Origin of the sequence: Flavobacterium hydrophilum (genome assembly GCF_003202405.1) — a bacterium.
GTDB lineage: Bacteria > Bacteroidota > Bacteroidia > Flavobacteriales > Flavobacteriaceae > Flavobacterium > Flavobacterium hydrophilum.
In genome coordinates, this window is sequence record NZ_QJHL01000001.1 from 538,122 (window position 1) to 557,042 (window position 18,921).

The 18,921-nt window shown below is 31.6% G+C and carries 16 protein-coding genes; 14 read left to right on the plus strand and 2 right to left on the minus strand.

Translation table 11 applies throughout. From position 1 onward, the window contains the following. Nucleotides 1-11: 11 nt before the first annotated feature. Together DMB68_RS02260 and DMB68_RS02265 are read right to left on the minus strand one after the other, a co-directional pair. Nucleotides 12-2,474: an AAA family ATPase gene (locus tag DMB68_RS02260; RefSeq protein ID WP_110345047.1), complete on the minus strand. Its 2,463-nt coding sequence runs from the start codon at nucleotides 2,472-2,474 to the stop codon at nucleotides 12-14. Nucleotides 2,475-2,479: 5 nt separating this feature from the next. After that, the gene (locus DMB68_RS02265; RefSeq protein WP_110345048.1) at nucleotides 2,480-3,532 is read right to left on the minus strand and encodes a PKD domain-containing protein; all 1,053 of its coding nucleotides are present in this window, start codon (nucleotides 3,530-3,532) and stop codon (nucleotides 2,480-2,482) included. A 301-nt stretch (nucleotides 3,533-3,833) separates the two neighbouring features. Here DMB68_RS02265 and DMB68_RS02270 point away from each other — a divergent pair, with 301 nt between their 5' ends. The 14 genes from DMB68_RS02270 to DMB68_RS02335 all read left to right on the plus strand — a co-directional run bounded on the left by DMB68_RS02270 (nucleotide 3,834) and on the right by DMB68_RS02335 (nucleotide 18,905). After that, a complete protein-coding gene (locus DMB68_RS02270) occupies nucleotides 3,834-4,475 on the plus strand; it encodes a C40 family peptidase (protein ID WP_110345049.1) in 642 nt (213 codons plus the stop codon). A gap of 1 nt (nucleotide 4,476) precedes the next feature. Beyond that, nucleotides 4,477-5,403: a type VI secretion system baseplate subunit TssG gene (locus DMB68_RS02275; RefSeq protein ID WP_231131561.1), complete on the plus strand. Its 927-nt coding sequence runs from the start codon at nucleotides 4,477-4,479 to the stop codon at nucleotides 5,401-5,403. 2 nt (nucleotides 5,404-5,405) lie between these two features. Next, nucleotides 5,406-6,356, plus strand: a complete 951-nt coding sequence (locus DMB68_RS02280; RefSeq protein ID WP_110345051.1) for a TssN family type VI secretion system protein — start codon at nucleotides 5,406-5,408, stop codon at nucleotides 6,354-6,356. Between the two features lie 24 nt (nucleotides 6,357-6,380). Further along, nucleotides 6,381-7,469 carry a peptidoglycan-binding protein LysM gene (locus DMB68_RS02285; RefSeq protein WP_110345052.1) on the plus strand — a complete coding sequence of 363 codons (1,089 nt, stop codon included), beginning with the start codon at nucleotides 6,381-6,383 and terminating at the stop codon, nucleotides 7,467-7,469. A gap of 39 nt (nucleotides 7,470-7,508) precedes the next feature. Continuing rightward, a complete protein-coding gene (locus DMB68_RS02290; RefSeq protein ID WP_110345053.1) occupies nucleotides 7,509-8,006 on the plus strand; it encodes a DUF4280 domain-containing protein in 498 nt (165 codons plus the stop codon). Between the two features lie 31 nt (nucleotides 8,007-8,037). After that, complete coding sequence (locus DMB68_RS02295) at nucleotides 8,038-10,917, plus strand: peptidoglycan DD-metalloendopeptidase family protein (protein WP_110345054.1); 2,880 nt, start codon at nucleotides 8,038-8,040, stop codon at nucleotides 10,915-10,917. Beyond that, nucleotides 10,917-11,924, plus strand: a complete 1,008-nt coding sequence (locus tag DMB68_RS02300; protein ID WP_110345055.1) for a hypothetical protein — start codon at nucleotides 10,917-10,919, stop codon at nucleotides 11,922-11,924. Before DMB68_RS02295 ends, DMB68_RS02300 begins: the two co-directional genes overlap by 1 nt. Nucleotides 11,925-12,185: 261 nt before the next feature. After that, nucleotides 12,186-13,295, plus strand: coding sequence for a hypothetical protein (locus DMB68_RS02305; protein WP_124019382.1), 1,110 nt, complete (start codon nucleotides 12,186-12,188; stop codon nucleotides 13,293-13,295). 186 nt (nucleotides 13,296-13,481) lie between these two features. Then, a complete protein-coding gene (locus tag DMB68_RS02310) occupies nucleotides 13,482-14,642 on the plus strand; it encodes a tetratricopeptide repeat protein (protein WP_110345057.1) in 1,161 nt (386 codons plus the stop codon). A gap of 30 nt (nucleotides 14,643-14,672) precedes the next feature. Further along, nucleotides 14,673-15,842, plus strand: a complete 1,170-nt coding sequence (locus tag DMB68_RS02315; protein WP_110345058.1) for a hypothetical protein — start codon at nucleotides 14,673-14,675, stop codon at nucleotides 15,840-15,842. Between the two features lie 22 nt (nucleotides 15,843-15,864). After that, complete coding sequence (gene tssO / locus DMB68_RS02320) at nucleotides 15,865-16,377, plus strand: type VI secretion system TssO (protein WP_031457441.1); 513 nt, start codon at nucleotides 15,865-15,867, stop codon at nucleotides 16,375-16,377. Between the two features lie 55 nt (nucleotides 16,378-16,432). Continuing rightward, on the plus strand, nucleotides 16,433-16,882 hold the full coding sequence (locus DMB68_RS02325) for a hypothetical protein (protein ID WP_031457442.1): 450 nt from the start codon (nucleotides 16,433-16,435) through the stop codon (nucleotides 16,880-16,882). 20 nt (nucleotides 16,883-16,902) lie between these two features. Continuing rightward, nucleotides 16,903-18,279 (plus strand): DUF5458 family protein, encoded by a 1,377-nt coding sequence (locus tag DMB68_RS02330; protein WP_110345059.1) that lies wholly within the window; start codon nucleotides 16,903-16,905, stop codon nucleotides 18,277-18,279. Between the two features lie 95 nt (nucleotides 18,280-18,374). Beyond that, complete coding sequence (locus DMB68_RS02335; RefSeq protein WP_110345060.1) at nucleotides 18,375-18,905, plus strand: hypothetical protein; 531 nt, start codon at nucleotides 18,375-18,377, stop codon at nucleotides 18,903-18,905. Nucleotides 18,906-18,921 lie beyond the last annotated feature (16 nt).

Sequence of the window (18,921 nt, forward strand, 5' to 3'; positions counted from 1 at the left end):
AGTCGACCAGCTTAGTTCTGCACCTTCAAACCGATATCCTGCATTACCCATTTTATTTCTTTATTTTCTATAATAACAATCATCTTGTCACCATCTGTCACTTCACCTGAAATTATTTTCTTGGCTAATGGTCTTCTTAAATGGCTTTTAATGATACTTTTTATGGGTCTGGCTCCATATTTTGCATTGTATCCGTTTTGAGCAAGATAAAGTTTGGTTGCTATCGGAATTTCGACTTCGATATTAATATTCTTAAGTAAGTCCATAAATTCTTTTTTAAGATGGATTTCAAATATTTTTAATGCGTTTTCTTTACTGATAGGCGCAAAAGGTACAATTTCAGTTAATCGTCCTAAAAACTCAGGTCTAAAATAATTTGCCATTATCTCCATCAAAGAGGTTGAACTTGGAACTTGACCATTATTAAATGTTTCAACAATATGATCTGACCCAATATTGGAGGTGAAAAGAATAATTGCATTAGAAAAGTCACCTTCTTTTCCCAATCTGTCATGCAATTTTCCTTCATCCATAATTTGGAGAAATACATCATATACAGAAGAATGTGCTTTTTCAATTTCATCAAATAATACGATCGAATACGGTTTTTGTCTTATTTTATTCACCAGTAATCCACCTTCCTCATATCCTACATATCCTGGAGGGGCACCATAAAGTAGTGCTGCGGAATGTTCCTCTTTGAATTCTGACATATCAAATCGGATAATGGCATTTTCATCCTGAAAAAGGAATTCTGCTAAACTTTTGGCTAACTCTGTTTTTCCTGTTCCAGTCGGTCCTAAAAAAAAGAATGAGGCAATAGGCTGTCCTGGTTTGCTCAATCCGGATCTTGATTCTAAAATTGATCCTGCGACTGTTGCAATACAATGATCCTGACCAATTACCCTGCGGTTTAAAACATCTTCAATATTGTTCAGCTTTTGTTTTTCTTCTTCTTTTAATTTACCTGCAGGTATTCCTGTTTTTTGAGCAATTATAAGCGATAAATCAAAAGCCTCAATATGGATACGCTTGTCGAGTGCTCTCTCTTCAAGAGTATTGATAAGGTTTTCAATATGTCTAATGATAGCTTCAGTGGTTTCAAGAACTTTTGGCTCATTTTCATCAGCTTCAATCATTAAAAATGTTGTTTTACTGATTAAATCAGAGAGAAACCAATGACATTCTTTTAGTAATTGATCTTCAGGTAAATCATTATCGTTCTGTTTTAGAAGCGATAATTTATCCAAAAGGGATTGCTTTTCTTTTAAATAAGTTTCACCCGATGTTTTTAAAACTGACATCGTATGATCAATAAGATTAATGGCAGATTCCGGCAGGCTTTTCTCTTTTAAATATCTTCTTGATAATCGGATTGATTCTGTAATGGTTTCATTATCAATTTGTATTTTATGATGCTCCTGATACGGTTTTATCGATTCGCGAATCATGCGGAATAAAGTTTCATCATTTGATTCTTCTAATTTTACAATTTCAAACATTCCTGAAAGTCCCTGCTCTTTTTCAATTCTTTTAGAATATTCATCAATTGTAGAAGTGGCAATGATATTTAATCCTTTTGCCAATTCGCCTTTCAATACGTTGGATACACCCGAATCGCCTCCGTTTTTATCCAATAGAGTATGAATTTCTTCAATAATTAATATTGATTTTGGAAATTGCTTTAATTCCTGAATGCAATTTTTTAATCGGTCTTCAATTTCGCCTTTGTAGGATGCACCAGCAATAAGAGTAGATAAATCCAGTTCAAAAAGCTGCACTTTATTTAAAACTTCAGGAACCTGATTTGTAATTACATTTTGGATAAGTGTATCGATCAATATTGATTTACCGATCCCTCTGTCGCCAATTAATAAAACATTGGGTTTAGAAAATCGGCAAAGGATTTCCTTCATTGTATTTAATTCTGTTTCACGGCCAATCGCCAGAATCCGTTTGTTCTTTTTTTCAGAATTTTTATGGATGCAATATTTGCTTAAAAAACCTTTTTTTACATCTGGTTTAGGAATGGTAACATCAGGTTCAGCAATTGCAAGATTTTCTAATAATTCGTTTCGGGAAATAGGATAGGTTTTCATTTGGTCGAAATTAAAACCAACTCCTGGAGAACTCATAGCGACCAATATTGCGTAAAGACTAATTTCATCTTCATTTAAAATTACACGAACAGATTCTGCTTCTTTTATAATTTCATCAATCAGATCACTTGGTTCAGCATCGGAAATATTTGTTGTTTTTGGTTCATCCTCCATACGGACTTCGGACCATTCATCAAGATAGTAAACATCCTTGCCCATAGCTTCAAGACGTTTTAATAATGATAAATCTCTATTCAGGATGGCTTTTAGCAAATGTGATGCAGAGTAAAATTTATTAAAATTGTTTTTAGCAATTTTTTTAGCAATTTCAAATGCACTGAGTAGTTCTGTACTGAAAATATTTTTTTCTTCCATCCTTTTTAATCTTTAGACCAGATGAGGTATTTTTTTACTTTATAACTAATGTTTAATCCTTTGATGCAATTATTTTGTTTGTCCTTGTTAAGACGAATTGATTCTATCCTTATTTTTTTTCCCTTAATAGAGGCACACAGTTGAGAAAAAGTCAATAAATCGCTATCGTTTTTTACAATTGGAATATCCAAATCATCGCATAAATATTCTGAAAAATCATCTTTTACTTTGCTTCCTTCAGCCACTTTGTTAAGCAAAATTTCAAATTGGTCTTCAGATATTTTAGGTGCTTTTTTTATTGCTATAATACTGTCTTTTTGTACTTTAGCCTTAGGAGCTACGGGCACATATTGCAGCATATCTTCAAGAGGGTCTTTTTTTGCAGCACCTCTTGGCAGTGAAAAAGCTTCTGCCTTTTTTTCGTATTCGTAAGAAGTTATATCAAGAGGATTTGTTTTTTTTATTACTTTGGGATGTACGTAAATAATCTTCTTTGCAACTGTTCCAAAATTTCCGTTTACAACAAGTGTAACTGTTTTTTCACCTGGTGTCGAAAAGGTATAAACAGGATTAGCAGAGGTGTCATCAATCCCTTTGTTTTCTCCAAACGCCCATTCCCAGGTTTTAGCATCTTCAGATTCTGAATTGAAATAGGTAGGCTGACCGGCAGTAATAATTTTTGAGACAATAATTTTAGGAGTCCCTGTTTTATCAGTTAAATATTTATCCTTAATTGTAATTTCTTTATTATGAATGCATTCTCCGTTTATAGTCAAGGTAATTAGATATTTTCCAGGTTTTTTATAAATGTGAAAGGTATGTTTTCTTACATCGGATTCAGATCCATCCCCAAAATCCCATTTCCATGATTTTGCATTTGATGTCTTATCAAAAAACTCAATCGATTCCTCTGTTCTTGAGTTTTCTGCTAAAACATAAAATCGAACATCTTCACAATCAACATGGTTGAAAAGTTGAATTAAAAAAGCAATAATTCCAATTAATAGTAGGATCACAAAGAAAAATATAACCCTGATATCTATATTTTTTTTATTCATATTTTTTCTAATGGCTAATAATTAAGTAAGATATTTTTTATAAAGTTGCTGGCAAAAATAGTTTTTATTATTTTAAAATTGTAAAAAAAATACCCTAAATATTTATAAATTTTATAACAATTCTTACAAAATAATTTCTTAGGTTTGCGACCTCAATATTTGTGAAAGTAATTATTTTCCGAATAAAAACATATCAACTGACAAATACCACTTCAGTCAGTTCCTGATCCAAAACAGTAATAAGTTAAAGATGATTTTATCATTGCCATCAATTACATGGCATAACAATAAGTATTTTTTTATGTATAAAACAATTGTATTAGTGCTCATAATACTTTTTGGTATAGGATGTAGCAGTAAGAAATATATTTCTCAGGTTCCTTTTAAATATGATTATTCTTTGGAAGCATTGAAAAAGCAAGCTAAAATGGAGGAATCAGGTTTGAGCAATAAAACAGTTGTAAATGATAATTCAGAGAATTTAAGTGATGCAATCCTAGCTTTAAAAGAAAAATATTCTATAGTGCTGGGCGTAATACCAAATAAGATTACGAATTACAAATTATATTCATATATAGATCCTTGGGTCAATACGCCTTATAAAGAAAAAAGTTTTTCTAACACAGGTATTGACTGTTCTTATTTTGTTCAGTCTTTGTATAGCGAAGTTTATAAAGTTACACTTCCTAAAGACCCAGCCGGTATGTGGAAATCAAAATCAATACAGATTTTTACAGGACGGAGTTTTTTGGCAGAAGGCGATTTGATTTTTTTCAGATACGATAAGGATCATCCAATTTCAGATGTTGGGATATATCTGCATAATGACAGGATTTTAGCCTGTACAAGCAAGGGATTAGCCATTTATAATTTTAACGACGAATATTTTCAGTTACGATACATAGGAGCAGGAAGAATCAATGAAGACACAAAGAAAAAATAACATGAGTCTTGAAGACCTGGTTTTGGAAATAGAGAATATTTCAGACGACATAAGAGCTGAGGTTATCGCTAATGAGCTTCTGGAAAATACTGCTGTTGCTCAGGACGAAATTATGATTTCTAATCAGGGGCAGTTTTCAAGGGCTTTCAGAAGTGATATTTTAGGAGCAGGTATTAAGGATGATAATTACGATAAACGTGAATATCTTACTATACTCTTGTCGAGAGACAGTATCTATGATACGCTGCCGGAAGGATATATTCACAGTTTAAAAGAGAACAACGCTGATAAATCTGTTCAGCAGATGATCAGAGAGCATAAACATCAGAAAAAGCAGGAAGCCGAAGCACGTAATTTTTTTAGCCCTTTTGAGAATGAGATTTTTCATTACAAAACCAAAATAGAAAGTGTAGAAAGAGATTTTTTATACAAACTTAATTCAGGTAAGTCGTTAGAGTTTTTCTATGATTTTTGGGGTCTGCCACATATTTATCCGACTGTATTAGTGTCAAAATTCATTCGGCTTTTACCGTATGCATACAAAATTGTTGGAGATATTGATTTGTCGTGTAAGTGTTTATCAACAATTATAGATGAAAAAGTGACTTTTGAAACGACAACTTCTAAAGAGCTTAGTGAAGAAAGAGAGCAGATTGTATTAGGCGAAAACAGATTAGGGGTTGATTTTATCAGTGGAAAAAACTATACGGACTATTCTATGAATGTAACCATAGAAATAGGGCCGATAGTTAATAAGCCTTTTCATAATTATATTAACGAAGGAGATATAAAAAAGTTTATAGATTGTTTTTGCGAGCATTTTTTTCCTATGGAAGTAGAGGTTAAAATAGTCTTGCTGATAAACAACGAAATAGAAAAGTTTAATTTTAATAATGAGCCTGTGTTGGGCTATACAACACGACTTTAGAAATGGTAAAAAAGCATTTAGGAGCACTTATTGACGTTAGGCTCATTGTATTTTTGGTTGTAATTATAGCTGTAAGTGTTTTACTTACAATGGTTTTTAGTGATAAAGTAAAAGAATTTGCAGTAAAATATAAAAAGAAATTTTATATCTATATTTTTTCAGCTATACTTATTTATGCTTTGGTTGGGTTTTTAGGCTACAACAAATTATTTACTGAAATATCAGATGAGTTTCTTTTTTATCAGATAGCTTCTTTACTATTCGGAACGCTTCATGTTTACTTATACCGCATTTATTTTAATGAATTTAATCAAAAGCTGGTTGCTAATGAATTGCTGTTTGCATGTTTGATAATGCTTTATTCTAGTGTATTATTCATCATTATTTATACGGCACTAAGTGGTATTGGACTTACTTTTTTAATGTGCTCACACTTTCTTGTATTTATAGTACCTACAGGAGTTTATGCAGTGTTTAATTATATGCTTCAGATACCTCCAAAAGAATACGTTACCTGGAAAATTCCAGAAAGAGAAAACCCATTTCCGGTTATAGAAAATGTAGAAATGAAAGACCTTTTACTGATTACCCTATTGATTCAAAAGGATTCTGATAGTGAAACGTATACTTCTCTTAGATCAAAAGGTCCCGTAAGAATTGATTTTGGCGCTCTGTTTTACCATACAGTTACCGGATACAATAAACACAATGCCGAGAGTAAGATACAATTGAAGCACAAAGGAGAAAATTGCAACTGGGTATTTTTCCTTCAGCCAAAATGGTATCAACAAGCAAGATATGTAGATGCAAAATATACATTAGGAATGAATGGTATAACAGAGAACTCTGTTATTATCTGTAAAAGACAAAAAGAAAAAAAGGTTGAAATAATCAAAAAGGATAAAACAGAAGATCCGGAATTTGTATATGGTGCAAATGCAGAAATGAATTGATAAAATTTAGATGTATCTGAACAAATGTGTTATATAGAAGAATCAGAAGTTTCATTTCAAGGTAGGCACCGTACTTATAAAGTTAAAATAGGAGATACTTTGGAAAGTGTTTCCCTTGAACTAGGTATTGCTGGCAGTGAACTGAGACGATATCATAATATGTATTGTGATATTTCTGATCTAATCGAAGCTGATTTTAAAAGACATTTGGAGTTTTTGATTTTGGCTCCGGAAAAAAGTGAGGTTTCGAAAAAGGATATAATTGATGAAAAACCTAGGGAAGTCAGTTTAGGTAAAAATTACAGATTACCCTTTACACCGGAACAACTCGACCAAAGTTATAAAGTAAAATATACTTATGAAGATGAAGCTGAGATTGATGTTACAGAAATGCAAATCAATGTAAAATGGATTGCTGCTTATAAAAATATATTTCATCTGTTTGAAATTAACAGAGCATCTGATATTTATATAAATGGTAAAATCCCGGATACCATGATGGACGGATTGGCAGCTAAAACAGCAAAAGTTTTATATCCGTTAAAAATTGTTGTGGATGAATTTGGTAAATGGATTGATATTTATAATCATGCTGAAATTGAAAGCCGCTGGGGAAAAATTAAAAGTGAAATTTTAGATTATTATGAAGGTGAAGTAGTTGAAAAGTATATAGAGCATACAGAAGATACACTGGTGAGTTCAGAGAGAATATTGGTATCACTTCGTTCTGATTATTTTTTGAGGGCTTTTTTTAATGGTATTCATGTAGGTTATACAGCTGATTATGAATTTGAGAAAGATTTGTCATTTCCGTTACAAAAGGAAACAGAATCTGTATTTAGAGTACAACATAAAATGTCTCCAAATTTAGATGACACCGGTTATATTAGAATAGAGCAAAAAGGAAATTATACAGATTCGGGGTTTGGTTTTTTATATGGGCATGCTCATTTGAAAGTGAATTATAATGCCGTTTACTTTCTAAATTCGGATGCTTATACTATAGAAAAAATGAATCTGGAGTGCACTATTGATAAAGTTGAAGCTATAAGAACAACGATTGAAATTGAGCTTTTTAAAATGGAAAAAAAGGGCAAACTAATTGAAAATTAAGGAGAGTAATTTTTTGACATCCAAAAATAAGGTAAGGTTATGAGTGCAAAACATGTAGTGGTACAGGGAGCGACCGTAAAATGTAAGTTTAGTGTAGAGCCTAAGTTAGATAAGCTTAAGGTAAAATCACATAGTAAGCATTATGCGAATGACAAAGATGCAGCAAATAAACTCATAGCAACCGATAAAGAAATTGGGCGGACATTAGAGAAAAATACCTTCGGTAAATGTAAAATGCAGCCCAACGGAAGTGGCGATTACCTGCCGTGTCAGGCAGTAATTACCAAATGGAGTGGTTTTTATGAAAAAGTTACCTTGTCTAATAAAGGAAAAATATTACTGGAAGACAGTAAAGCCACCTGTCCTATTGGAAGTGCTGATTGTATCACTGTTGACAAACATGGACAAAAAGCGGAAGCGAGTAAACAGAATGTAAAGAATGCCAAACCCGAAGTCCAAAAGCAAATAAACCCGATGGTAGATATAGAAGAACTATTTGTAACGGAGCATACAGACGAAGGAATACTATATAGTTAAAAAATGATTTCACTATTTCTAAAAGCATAAAATGGCAAAGGGAGTAAAAAAAATAAAATGGGTTGGTTCTGGTGGCGTACTGGGAAATCATAGTTTGGAAGATACAATACTTTGTGTCAGACCAAACGAAGAAGCTCCGTTTGTTGTTGGCGAATGGTATAATGAAACCCCTGAAGAAGACAAAAGAAGAGACATTACATGGCTATGGATGGATCAAAAAAGAAGAACGATTTTTAAAAGAACAATAAAACCTGCGGGAATTCCTTATGGCGTTAACCTGCCAAAAAAACTCTGTGGGAATTATGCCTTTTATTTAGAAGCTAGTTTATATGGTGGACATGATCATAGAAAAACGGGACTGCATGTATATGGAAAATGTGATGAAAAAATAATCTCATCTTCCTGGAGTAAAAAAGAAAATGCAGCAGATCATAGTGCAATAAGTTATGGTGATGACTTATTCATTACATTAGAAGCAGAGGGTATAAATGGTAATTCACTAACATTACAGTTGTACAGTGCGAGAAAAACGGATAAAGCTTTAGAAACTGTAAGAACAAAATGTGTAGATGGAAGAATTAAAGCGACATTTAAAACAATGTCTTGTTATTGGGGATTTCCAGGATTGCCTGACGATGTAGAAATTTTTTATATAAAAGTAATTGATATTAAAGAAGATTACATTAAAAATGCAAGTGGAAATGACAAAATACTTTCGTTTAATATAATAAAAACGAACAGTATAATTACAATACCAGTATTTGAAGTACCAACTAATACAGCTCCTTTAACAATTGATACAACTCCAGTTGAGGAAATAGAAAGAACAGAAGGCATTGTTACGGTATATTTTGCTAAAGAAGAATTTACAAAAGAAACCACAGAGGTTGATGGCCAGCACGAGTATAAGTTTGCCAATCCTAACATCAAATATGATAAGAATAAAATTGCAGCTATTATTAAAAGCAAAGTTGATTCACTAGTCAAAGCAGATAAAAAATATGCAAAACTGGATGATGTTAAAAATGCTCTTGTAGAAGAATCGTATGAAAAAGATTCTACCATAACATTTAATTTATGCAAATTAGGAGTTGAATACAAAAAAATCAATAGTGCCCCACTGGAAGAGGAGGTATATGTGGTTGCAAAAACATTTTTATTAGATGGAAAAGAAGTTTCTATTACAATAAAAGAAAAAGAAGCTATTGTAGTAGATGCAGATGCAGCTGTACCTGTTTTGGAAGCCAAAGAAGATGGAGCAGAACTTACAACACTAAAAGCAACTGTTGAAAACGACATAGCAAAGGTAAAGGTAAAACTACGCCCAAAAGCCGATGAAGATTTAAAAGTATGGAAAGAAAAACTGCTTAAAGGAAAAAAAGAAGAAGCTTATACCTATACGTTTAAAAGTGAAGAAACAACTATTACAGATGAAAACAAAAAGCAATTTGCAGCAATAATACTAAAAAATGCAAAAGAAGGAAAACAAGGCAATACCAAGATAGCAGCCGGAAAAACAGCTTTTGTCGACGATGTAGAAAAAGCTTTAGAAAACAAAACTTACAAGGGTGGTGATCCTATTACTTTCGATACCTATAAAACACAAGCCGAAAATCTTTGGTTAAAAGCAGAATGCCAAGGTGATACTGTAAAACATGAAGGTGAGTTTTTGAAAAGAGATGGGGAGTATTTTGTGATTGGGAAAAAATGTGAGTGTGAAGAGAGGGTAAGAGCTTTCTTAAGAACATTAAGAGTTGGTGAAGGAACTGGAGAACTAATTAAGTCAAGAGATAAAAAGACTAATGAGATAATTTATATACCACACGATTTTGATAAAGGATATACTACTGCTTTTAATAATAATTTTATCACAGATTTAAGTGATCATCCTCGAATAAATTATGGAGGGTCTAGTGCGGCTGGAGCTTATCAAGTAATGCCAGATACATGGGATGATTTGCAATTCATTAAAAAGAAAGCACAATATAATATAGATTCATTTAGTAAAGAAAATCAAGATAAATTTTCTGTTTTATTAATGAAACATCACCCTGGTTGTTCTGATTTATTAACACTATTACTAAATGGTCAAACAGAGAATTCAATAAGAGGGCGAGCCAGTAGAATTTGGGCAAGTTTGCCAGAAAAAGGAGATAATAGTAGATATCTATTTAAAGGAGAGCCACAACCAGTGACACCTATGAAAACGGTATTAGAACACTATGCAAAGTTTTTAAAAGAAGAGTTAGAAGGAGAAAGCCCGTTATATTTAAAAAAAGGTTTTTTAAATGACTTTAATATTAAATGTAATTGCGGTAATGAATCTGGAGGTAATTCCGATTGGCATGACCCTATTGATAATCCTGAAATAACTCTCTATAACTATTATGGTACTTATAATCCTGCTGGTTCATCATTTGGAAAAGTAAGGAATGGAGGAACAAAAAATCATCAAGGATTAGATATTTTTGCACCATCTGGAACACCTGTAAAAGCATGTCTTGATGGAACAATAGTAATAGCTGAATATGACGGAAATTGGGGGAATTTGATTGTAATAGAAGTGAATAAAGAAGATTTAGACAATGCTAAAAGGAATTACACACTAGAGTATGAAGGGGAAATAGAAAAAGGAACTAATTATAGTTCTTCTAATCAAAGATTCTTACGTTATGCTCATTTAAGTGAAATGTCTGTAACGGTCAATCAAAAAGTAACAGCTGGACAAGTAATTGGAAAAAGTGGCAAAACAGGAAATGCTGAAGATCAAAATGTAAGAGCAAGGCATTTACATTTTGATATTGCAAATATAAAAGATGCTGGAAAAGGGACAGGAGAGAGAGAAAATCCTGCGTTCTATGTTAGATTACTGCCTGCAAATGATGAGAAACAAAAAAACAATAAAGATTGATGAGAAAAATAACGAGAATATTAATACTAAGTTTATTTTGTGTTTGTAATTATGCTTGCAAAAAGCAACAAAACAATATAAAAAAAGATACTGATGAAAAAGTAAATAAAGAAAATAGAGACCATCATTCTTTAAGTAGAAATGATTCTGATAGCTCATTCTTTACATATAAAAAATGGGATTTAGTCAATAAAAAAGAAGGCGAATATAAAAGTTCAAACGAATTAATTCAGTTAAAAAAAGAATTAGATGAAAAAAACAATATTGGAGGAATAAAGTTTTACTTGAATAATAAAGAAGTAGATTTTATTATTTCTGACGCATATGTCTTTACACCATATCTCTTTGTTGATAAGGATAAGTGTATTATTCTGATAAAAGAAGAGGATGAGGGAGGGATTTATGGTTATTTTTTATACTATTTTGATGGAAATAAACCAGTTACTAAAGAGTACTTAGATATAGCTCCGATAAATGATGTTGAAATTAATAAATTTATTCAGTTTAAAAATTCGAATAATTCAATAAAAATATCTCTTTTAACGGAGAAATACTATAATACTGATTTGGAAAAAAATGAAAATTCTAATAGTTATAATTTTATTGTAGATTTTAACAAAAAAGGAGCTTTTTCAAATGGTGTAATAGCAAAAAATAGTTTCAATAAAATTCAACTTTCTGAAAATCAATCCACTCAATGGAGAGGGAAATATTCCTGTAATTTTCTTAGAATGAAAGAAGAATCCGCAGATCCTCGAGCGTACGCTATGATTTATATTAATATTGAAGAGAATGCTGCAACATTCCAATTAGAAAGTTACTTGGAAGACTTAAATAAGGGATTATTTATTCTAAGTTGTAGTTCAACAGAAATCATTTTAGTAGAAAAAAACAATAAAAATTCCAAATTCATCATCACAAAAAATAATAAAAATTTCAAACTAAAAAGTGATTTACTAGACAAAACAATTGGAGAAATTTCAACTTACGAGTTAGTGAAAAAATAGATTCTATAGCTGATTTAGAAACAAAGTAAAATTGAAAATTAAAAGAACTATAAAAATAGGATGGCCTTGATAATGGAATAGACAAGGATTGCAAATCCGTGCTATCGGAGTTTTATGTGGCTTTTAAGTCTTTTGATGAACAAAGTGAGCAAGAGAAATTAGATCAACAAACTGAAGCTAAGCAAGGAAAGATAATAGAATTTGAAGGACAAAATAAGTTGAATTATGATAATATGGAAAATTTTAAAAAGTAAAATCTTTATGAGGGTAATAACAAAAGTATTTTTTCTATTTGCATTTTTTGCATTATTTAATTGTAAAAATAAAGAGTTAGATAGAAAGCAATCTTCAGTTCTTGTAGAAAAAAAAGTAAAAGAAAATTCATCAATTCCTTTAAAAATTTTATTGTCCGAAAATGAGTTTATAACAGAAATATTTTTTGAAACCGATTTAATCAATTTCCGCATATATTATTTAAAGGATAAGGAGACAAGTTATTTAAAAGTTGAACAATTTAACAACTATAGTTCTGTAGATTTTTGTATCAATACATCTTCAATGGAAGAAGCCAAGAATCAATTCAGGCTTTTCAAAGAGGATTCTTTTTATTATTTAATGATTCCTACATGTGCAGAAGAATTACCAACTTTTCACGTAGTTAAATTTGATGCTTCAAATAGTTTCAATGATTTAGGTATTTATACTTTTAAATATAATGAGAAAATCATTAGTCTTGGAAAGTTTAATGATATTAATTATTCATTATTAAATCAAAATAATGAAGTTGTTATTAAAGGTAAGTTATCAGAAGAGGATTTTTATTTATCTAAAATAACAGATTTTAAAAACAAAACAGAAATCACTTCTGATGATCTTACTCTTATAAATGAATTATCAAGTAAGAATAGAAGTAGTCATACACAAATAAGTAAATTTATTGGTGATAAATTTATTATTGATAAAAATAATAAAGGCGATGGTTTATTTAGATCAAATAATTTAGATCAACTGTTCAAATTTAAAAATGAAATTTATAAGCAAGGAAAATCTTTTGTAAATATTGACAAGGGTTATCATTTAGCAACTATAAACATTATGAATCTAGAATTAAATGAAATTAAAGAAACATACATTTTGTCTTTTAATAAAGATAAGCTAAGTGACACTTTAAAAATCGGGACAAATTTAGTAATTGATTGTAATATTATTATTGAAAAAAATAATAATGAAAGAGCATTTTGCCTAAGATTAGTGAACGATAATAAAATATATACTGTATACTCGCTCGATAGCGAAAATAAAATAATCAAGATGCCTCCAAATACTGCTGTAAGACAATCGGATGTTATCAATTTAGATGATAGAGAATAATAATTTACTAAAAGCCAATTTTTAGATAAAAAATATTTGGAGATACACAAACTTTATTTTTAAAATCTTCCTAGTCAGTTTTGTGCTTTTTTTAAGATAAAACTTATTTAATTAAAAAAATTAACCTAATAAATCTTAAAATAAAACTTCTAACATATATTAATACAAATAATTAAAAAAGTATAAATGAAATTTAAATTATTAATCCCTTTTTTAGCACTTGTTTTTAGTAAAAATGTAAGCGCACAAAACATATCTGTACAAGTATTGTCGGCAGTAGAAAAAGATAAAGTGATTAGTAATGCTGAAGTAATGATTCAGAGAAATGGCGAATCATCGGCAAAGAGCTTAACAAACAATCAAGGGAGAACTACAATCAATAGTGGATTTCCGGATGATTCAAACACATTATTGATTATCAAAAAAGACAACTATTCGAGTTTGGTGGTAAAATGTCCATGCAACGATATGACGTATGCGTTGAGTCCGTATATGAAAAATTTAGACGGAATGAGAATCGTATTGAACTGGGGTAAAAATCCGTACGATTTAGATTCGCATTTAACTTTTCCGGGGACTCACATCTTTTTTCAGCATCAAATAGGATCTTCCTCTAATCTGGATGTAGATGATACTGATAGTTACGGACCGGAAACGATAACAATTGAAAACAAAAGATTTGGAGAAACCTATCATTATTTTGTTCACGATTTCAGCAATAAGGATAATCTCAACTCAAATAAATTATCAGCGAGTGATGCAAAAGTGTTTGTATACGTAGGACAGTCGTTAGTAAAGACGTATTACATTCCTAAAAATAAGACGGGTAACGTTTGGAATTTATTCAAAATAAATGAAAATGGAGAAATCATAGATGTCAATACGGTTATTTCGAAGACTACACAAGATATTGGGATCAATGACGGTGATAATGATGTTGAAGAACAAGTTTACGTTTCAAATGAAGACAAGAAGAGAGCACTCCAGTTAAACAGAAAAGGCGATCTGGCCTATCAAAATAAAGATGTAGATGCAGCTTTGGAATTTTATAAGCAAGCCATAGAATACTATCCAACATTTGGTCAGGCATACGGAAATTTAGGTCTTATGTATATCAAAAAAGGGTATAAGGCAGAAGCGATTTACGCAAACAGAAAAGCAATAACGTATGCTTCGGGAAATTCAATAAGCACTACAAAAGCCAGTGCTTATTACAATATTGCTAAAATTTTTGAAAACGAAAGTGATTTTGAAGAAGCGTTAAACTACTACAAACTCGCCAAAGAATTAAAAGAAAATACGGTTTATGATAACGCTATCATAAGAGTTAAAGGTAAAATGCAATAAAGCTTTGTTTAAAAGAAATACATAAAAGATATGATAGAAAAATTAAATCATTTTCCCGTAAACTGGATTGACGGGATGAAAATAAACAAAAGCCATTTCTTATCCATGCAGAACAATGTTTCTGAATTGGTAAATGATGCAATAGGAATTCATACCACACCCATGAGTTATGGATTACTGGATTCAGGAAATCAAAATAAGGAGGCTACAAAAATTACGCTCGGAATCGACAATCACAAATTACTGCGAGTTCGGGTAGAAGAATGCCATGCCATTACTCCAAACGGATCCAGAATTGAAATCAGCAGAAGCAGTACAGATACATTAGACCTTCAGGTTCCATATCCTGAAGATACTTATGAAATTAAAGATGGAGAACAATTGGTGTTGCTGGCTTGCATCTCGGTTAATTCTAAAAAAAGAATTCCATTTGGAGAACCCGATCCAGAGGAAGTTCCGCCAAGATATCCATACACGCAACCCGAATATAAACTTCACTTAATCAAAGCAGAGGAGTTTCGTTCCGGAATAGGTTACGGAGGTTTTTATCTGGCTATCGGTAAAGTTTTAATAGGTGATATCACAATCCTTGATGAGAATTATATTCCGCCATCAGTAACTGTTTCCTGTCATCCAAAACTGGTTGATATGCACGCACAGATCGCACGTACATTTGGTCAGATAGAAATTTATTCGGTTCAGATTTCTCAAAAAATTAACCGTATTCAACAATCTGGAGTTTTGCCTCAGACTGTAATTCAGTTAACAGATACTACTAGTTATTATTTAGGAAGTTGTCTTACTCAGTTTCGTTGGTTCGCTTTGCATCAGCATCCTGCAGCGATGCTGACTACTGTAGTGTCATTTGCAAGAGTCATCAAGAACTTTATTGATTCAAAATCGGGAGCGGGTAAAGAAGAACTGCTTAACTATTTCGCTGAATGGTGCGATATTTCACAAGGAGAATTAGAAATACTCTTTACATCACTTATTAACTCAGGATACGATCATGTGCATATTGATAAAACTACAACATTGGTCATGAATTTCCTGCTTAAGATTGAAAAGTTATACGAGACCTTAAACAAACTGGATTACATAGGTAAGAAGAAAGAAAATATTGAATTGTTTGTTGCCGAAACAGATCAGAAAGATATTGTTCACACTTCTAAACGACACAGTTTTTTCATTAAAGATTAAAAAATAATTACGAATAATAAATATGGAAGTATTAAACAAACAAGAACGCCAAAAAGCATTTATAGCTTTTTTAATAGCCTTTATCCTGACTTTTTCAGTGATGTTAATTGCAGTATCGTTTAATTTTTATATGCCAAAAGCAGAAAATAAATTGCTTAAGGCAGAAAACGAAATGATGAAAAGGGAATACGATTATCAAACCAATTTTTCGGTAAAAATTGACAGCATCAGAATGACTATTGATTCTATCAATTCACCAAAAGTAGATAACGATTTTCAGCAGCGTCTGGCGAATGTAATGATTGCCAATATGTATCAGAAAATTCCAAAAGATACTACAGACAATAAAAAGCTGTACAACAATATCATTCTTGCATACAAGAATATTATCGACTACAAAAAGCAGATTAGAAGCCTTACACATAATTCACATCTAATAGACAGTTTGAACCAATCCGCAAAAACGTATAAAGAAGAGCTGGAAAAAGTAAGCAGGGATTTGGACGTCTGTCGTCAGATTTATCAAAATCAATAAAATAGAGTTTAGAGTAAAAAAGAATTAATAGAATAATCACTAAAAATTAAAAATTATGTTATCAAATTATGGAATTGGAGGTAATGAAGTAAAATTAGATGCTGATGAAGCAATCATTGCGATCCCTCAAAACAGAACACTTGTTGCTCAGAAATTAACAGTTGATGCACCTATTAAACCAGAATTGGTTGAAGGAATTACAAGTATCGAAAAAGCATTTGAACACTTTAAACCAGAAGTAAAAGTAAACTTTGAAACAGCTGAAGGTGCAACAAAAGTAGAAGCTTTAAACTTTAAAAACCTGGGAGATTTTGGAATAAAAGGAATTACATCACAAAGCAATTTCCTGTCTGAACTGGAAACAGAAAAAGATCAGTATCAAAAAATCATCCGTCAGTTAAAGTCTAACAAAATCCTGAAAGCGGCTTTAGAAGACGGAGAAGCAAAAAAAGCTTTGTTAGAAAGTCTTGGAACACTTATCAATGAACTAAAACAAAATAAATAAAATTTTAAAAATACGAAGAGATGTCAAATAGAGAAGCATATAAAAACAACGACAGCGATACTGCAGTATTAGAGCCTAGAGTAATTGCCGGAGCAGGTTCAATTGAAAAAAATGTTGAAAAACTGGCTAAGTACGGCGGTTTTGATTTATTGGAAATGTCAATTGAAGGAATTCAGAATCTTAATCCTGAGAGAAAAGCAAGAAGAAAAATCTTCCTTGGAGAAGTAAACAAAGCAAAAGAAAGAGAAACACTTTTAAAGACTTTAGAATTATGGTCTTCAGTTTTAAGCAGCAATGAAGCTTTGACTGATATGGTGGCACAAAGTGAAGACAAAAGCAAAGAGTCTGAAGCATTGTTGAAAAAGAATCTTGCAAAAGCGGTTGAAGATACAAGAGAAATCGAAGCAGCTTACAGAACAGTTGCCTTGTTCTTCAAGAACACTGAAACAGATAAAGTAAAAAATGTGACGATTGTAAATGCCGATTTAGAGCAATTAAAAGATCTTGATAACACACGTTTTATCGATGCAATTCATTCAGAACTGGTTGACAATTACGATCGTTTAGACCTTAAAAACAACTACGGTATTTTGGTAATTCCAGGCTATTTAGGTTCAAATAAAGTAATCGAAAAATGGGCAAAAATTGCACATGAAAATAAAGTAATGCTGGTTACCGATTTCGAACACCTTGATGAACCGGATGATGTAATGGAAATGTTTGATGCAGCTTCTTTGACGGGTGGAGATGTGTACCGTTCTAACGTAATCATGACTTGTAACTGGTTAGTAGGACGTGGCAGATTTGACCAGATTGGTGAAAATGAAGACTTACACATAGCTCCTTCTGCAGCACTTGCCGGGAAAATTTATAAAACATTGATGTCTCAGGTTACAGCCGGTAAAAAATTCGGTGGAATCAATGAAGTTGACGGTGTAAAATTTGACCTTAAGAAAAGTGAAATCGCAAACCTTGAAAACTTAGGACTGGTTCCTATGGTAAATGAGTACGGAAAAGTAATGGCTTTCTCTGCCAAAACATTATTCAGCGGTGACAATTTAGGATTGCAAACCTACTCAGTTGTTCGTGTTTTTGATTACGTTACCAAAGTATTAATGGATTTCCTTAATCGTCGTGCTTTCGAAAACTTTACAGCAAAAACTCGTAAAGAAATCATGAATCAGATTGTGGCTTTCCTTGACGGAATCACAGGTCCTGATAAATTGATTGAAAATTTTGAAATCCGCAGATTCGAGCAGGATCCAATTCAGAAAGATAGAATTTATATGGATATCCATATGAAACCTTATTTTCCTGCAAAAAACTTCCTTATCAAAATGGATGGACACAAAGGAGATGACGGAACTGAATGGGATACAGATTACGAACAAAAATAATAGTAATAGCTCTATAAAAAGGAAACATATTTTTATGTTTCCTTTTTAAACAAAATATTGATCTTTTGAATGGTCAAACCAAATAATTCAAATTTATGAACCTACTTAAAATTTTCCTTGCAATCATTGTATTGTTAACAGTTTCAAATCCGGTTAAAGCTCAAAAAATGCCTGTATTAAGTGAAATAAACTGCCCTGTTTGGCAAAATGACTTATTGCTTTCGGGGAAACTTTTTGCAAGTGCACCTCCAATTTTGTTGAGAGTTTTTAATGAAGATTCTGAATACGCGGTATTGCAGCTTGGGAAAAGAAAAGGTAGTTTGTATCTATACTTTAAAATATTTACAGATAATGTTTGTGTAAAGCAGGAACAACCATTAGAACTTTATTTCAAAAATGGAGATATGTATATTTTAAAGAATTCATTTGCAGTGAATTGTGATGGTACAGCGGTTATGGAACTCACAGCCGCAGATATAAAAAAACTTAATGCAAACACGATTAATTCAATAAGATTTTACACGCTAAAAAAAGATTATGAATTTAGTCCGACTGCTGTCGATAATGAGAATTTCAAACATTACCTGAATTGTCTGAAAGTATATAAGATTAGAAAAAAGAGTTAGCTTAAAATTTTAGATA

Excerpts from the sequence above, each read along its gene's own strand:
- DMB68_RS02315 (WP_110345058.1), top strand. The coding sequence starts at position 14,673 with ATGATAGAAAAATTAAATCATTTTCCCGTAAACTGGATTGACGGGATG.
- DMB68_RS02335 (WP_110345060.1), top strand. The coding sequence starts at position 18,375 with ATGAACCTACTTAAAATTTTCCTTGCAATCATTGTATTGTTAACAGTT.
- DMB68_RS02305 (WP_124019382.1), top strand. The coding sequence starts at position 12,186 with ATGAGGGTAATAACAAAAGTATTTTTTCTATTTGCATTTTTTGCATTA.
- DMB68_RS02275 (WP_231131561.1), top strand. The coding sequence starts at position 4,477 with ATGAGTCTTGAAGACCTGGTTTTGGAAATAGAGAATATTTCAGACGAC.
- DMB68_RS02270 (WP_110345049.1), top strand. The coding sequence starts at position 3,834 with ATGTATAAAACAATTGTATTAGTGCTCATAATACTTTTTGGTATAGGA.
- tssO (WP_031457441.1), top strand. The coding sequence starts at position 15,865 with ATGGAAGTATTAAACAAACAAGAACGCCAAAAAGCATTTATAGCTTTT.
- DMB68_RS02260 (WP_110345047.1), bottom strand. The coding sequence starts at position 2,474 with ATGGAAGAAAAAAATATTTTCAGTACAGAACTACTCAGTGCATTTGAA.
- DMB68_RS02300 (WP_110345055.1), top strand. The coding sequence starts at position 10,917 with ATGAGAAAAATAACGAGAATATTAATACTAAGTTTATTTTGTGTTTGT.
- DMB68_RS02285 (WP_110345052.1), top strand. The coding sequence starts at position 6,381 with ATGTGTTATATAGAAGAATCAGAAGTTTCATTTCAAGGTAGGCACCGT.
- DMB68_RS02330 (WP_110345059.1), top strand. The coding sequence starts at position 16,903 with ATGTCAAATAGAGAAGCATATAAAAACAACGACAGCGATACTGCAGTA.
- DMB68_RS02265 (WP_110345048.1), bottom strand. The coding sequence starts at position 3,532 with ATGAATAAAAAAAATATAGATATCAGGGTTATATTTTTCTTTGTGATC.
- DMB68_RS02295 (WP_110345054.1), top strand. The coding sequence starts at position 8,038 with ATGGCAAAGGGAGTAAAAAAAATAAAATGGGTTGGTTCTGGTGGCGTA.
- DMB68_RS02290 (WP_110345053.1), top strand. The coding sequence starts at position 7,509 with ATGAGTGCAAAACATGTAGTGGTACAGGGAGCGACCGTAAAATGTAAG.
- DMB68_RS02280 (WP_110345051.1), top strand. The coding sequence starts at position 5,406 with ATGGTAAAAAAGCATTTAGGAGCACTTATTGACGTTAGGCTCATTGTA.
- DMB68_RS02325 (WP_031457442.1), top strand. The coding sequence starts at position 16,433 with ATGTTATCAAATTATGGAATTGGAGGTAATGAAGTAAAATTAGATGCT.
- DMB68_RS02310 (WP_110345057.1), top strand. The coding sequence starts at position 13,482 with ATGAAATTTAAATTATTAATCCCTTTTTTAGCACTTGTTTTTAGTAAA.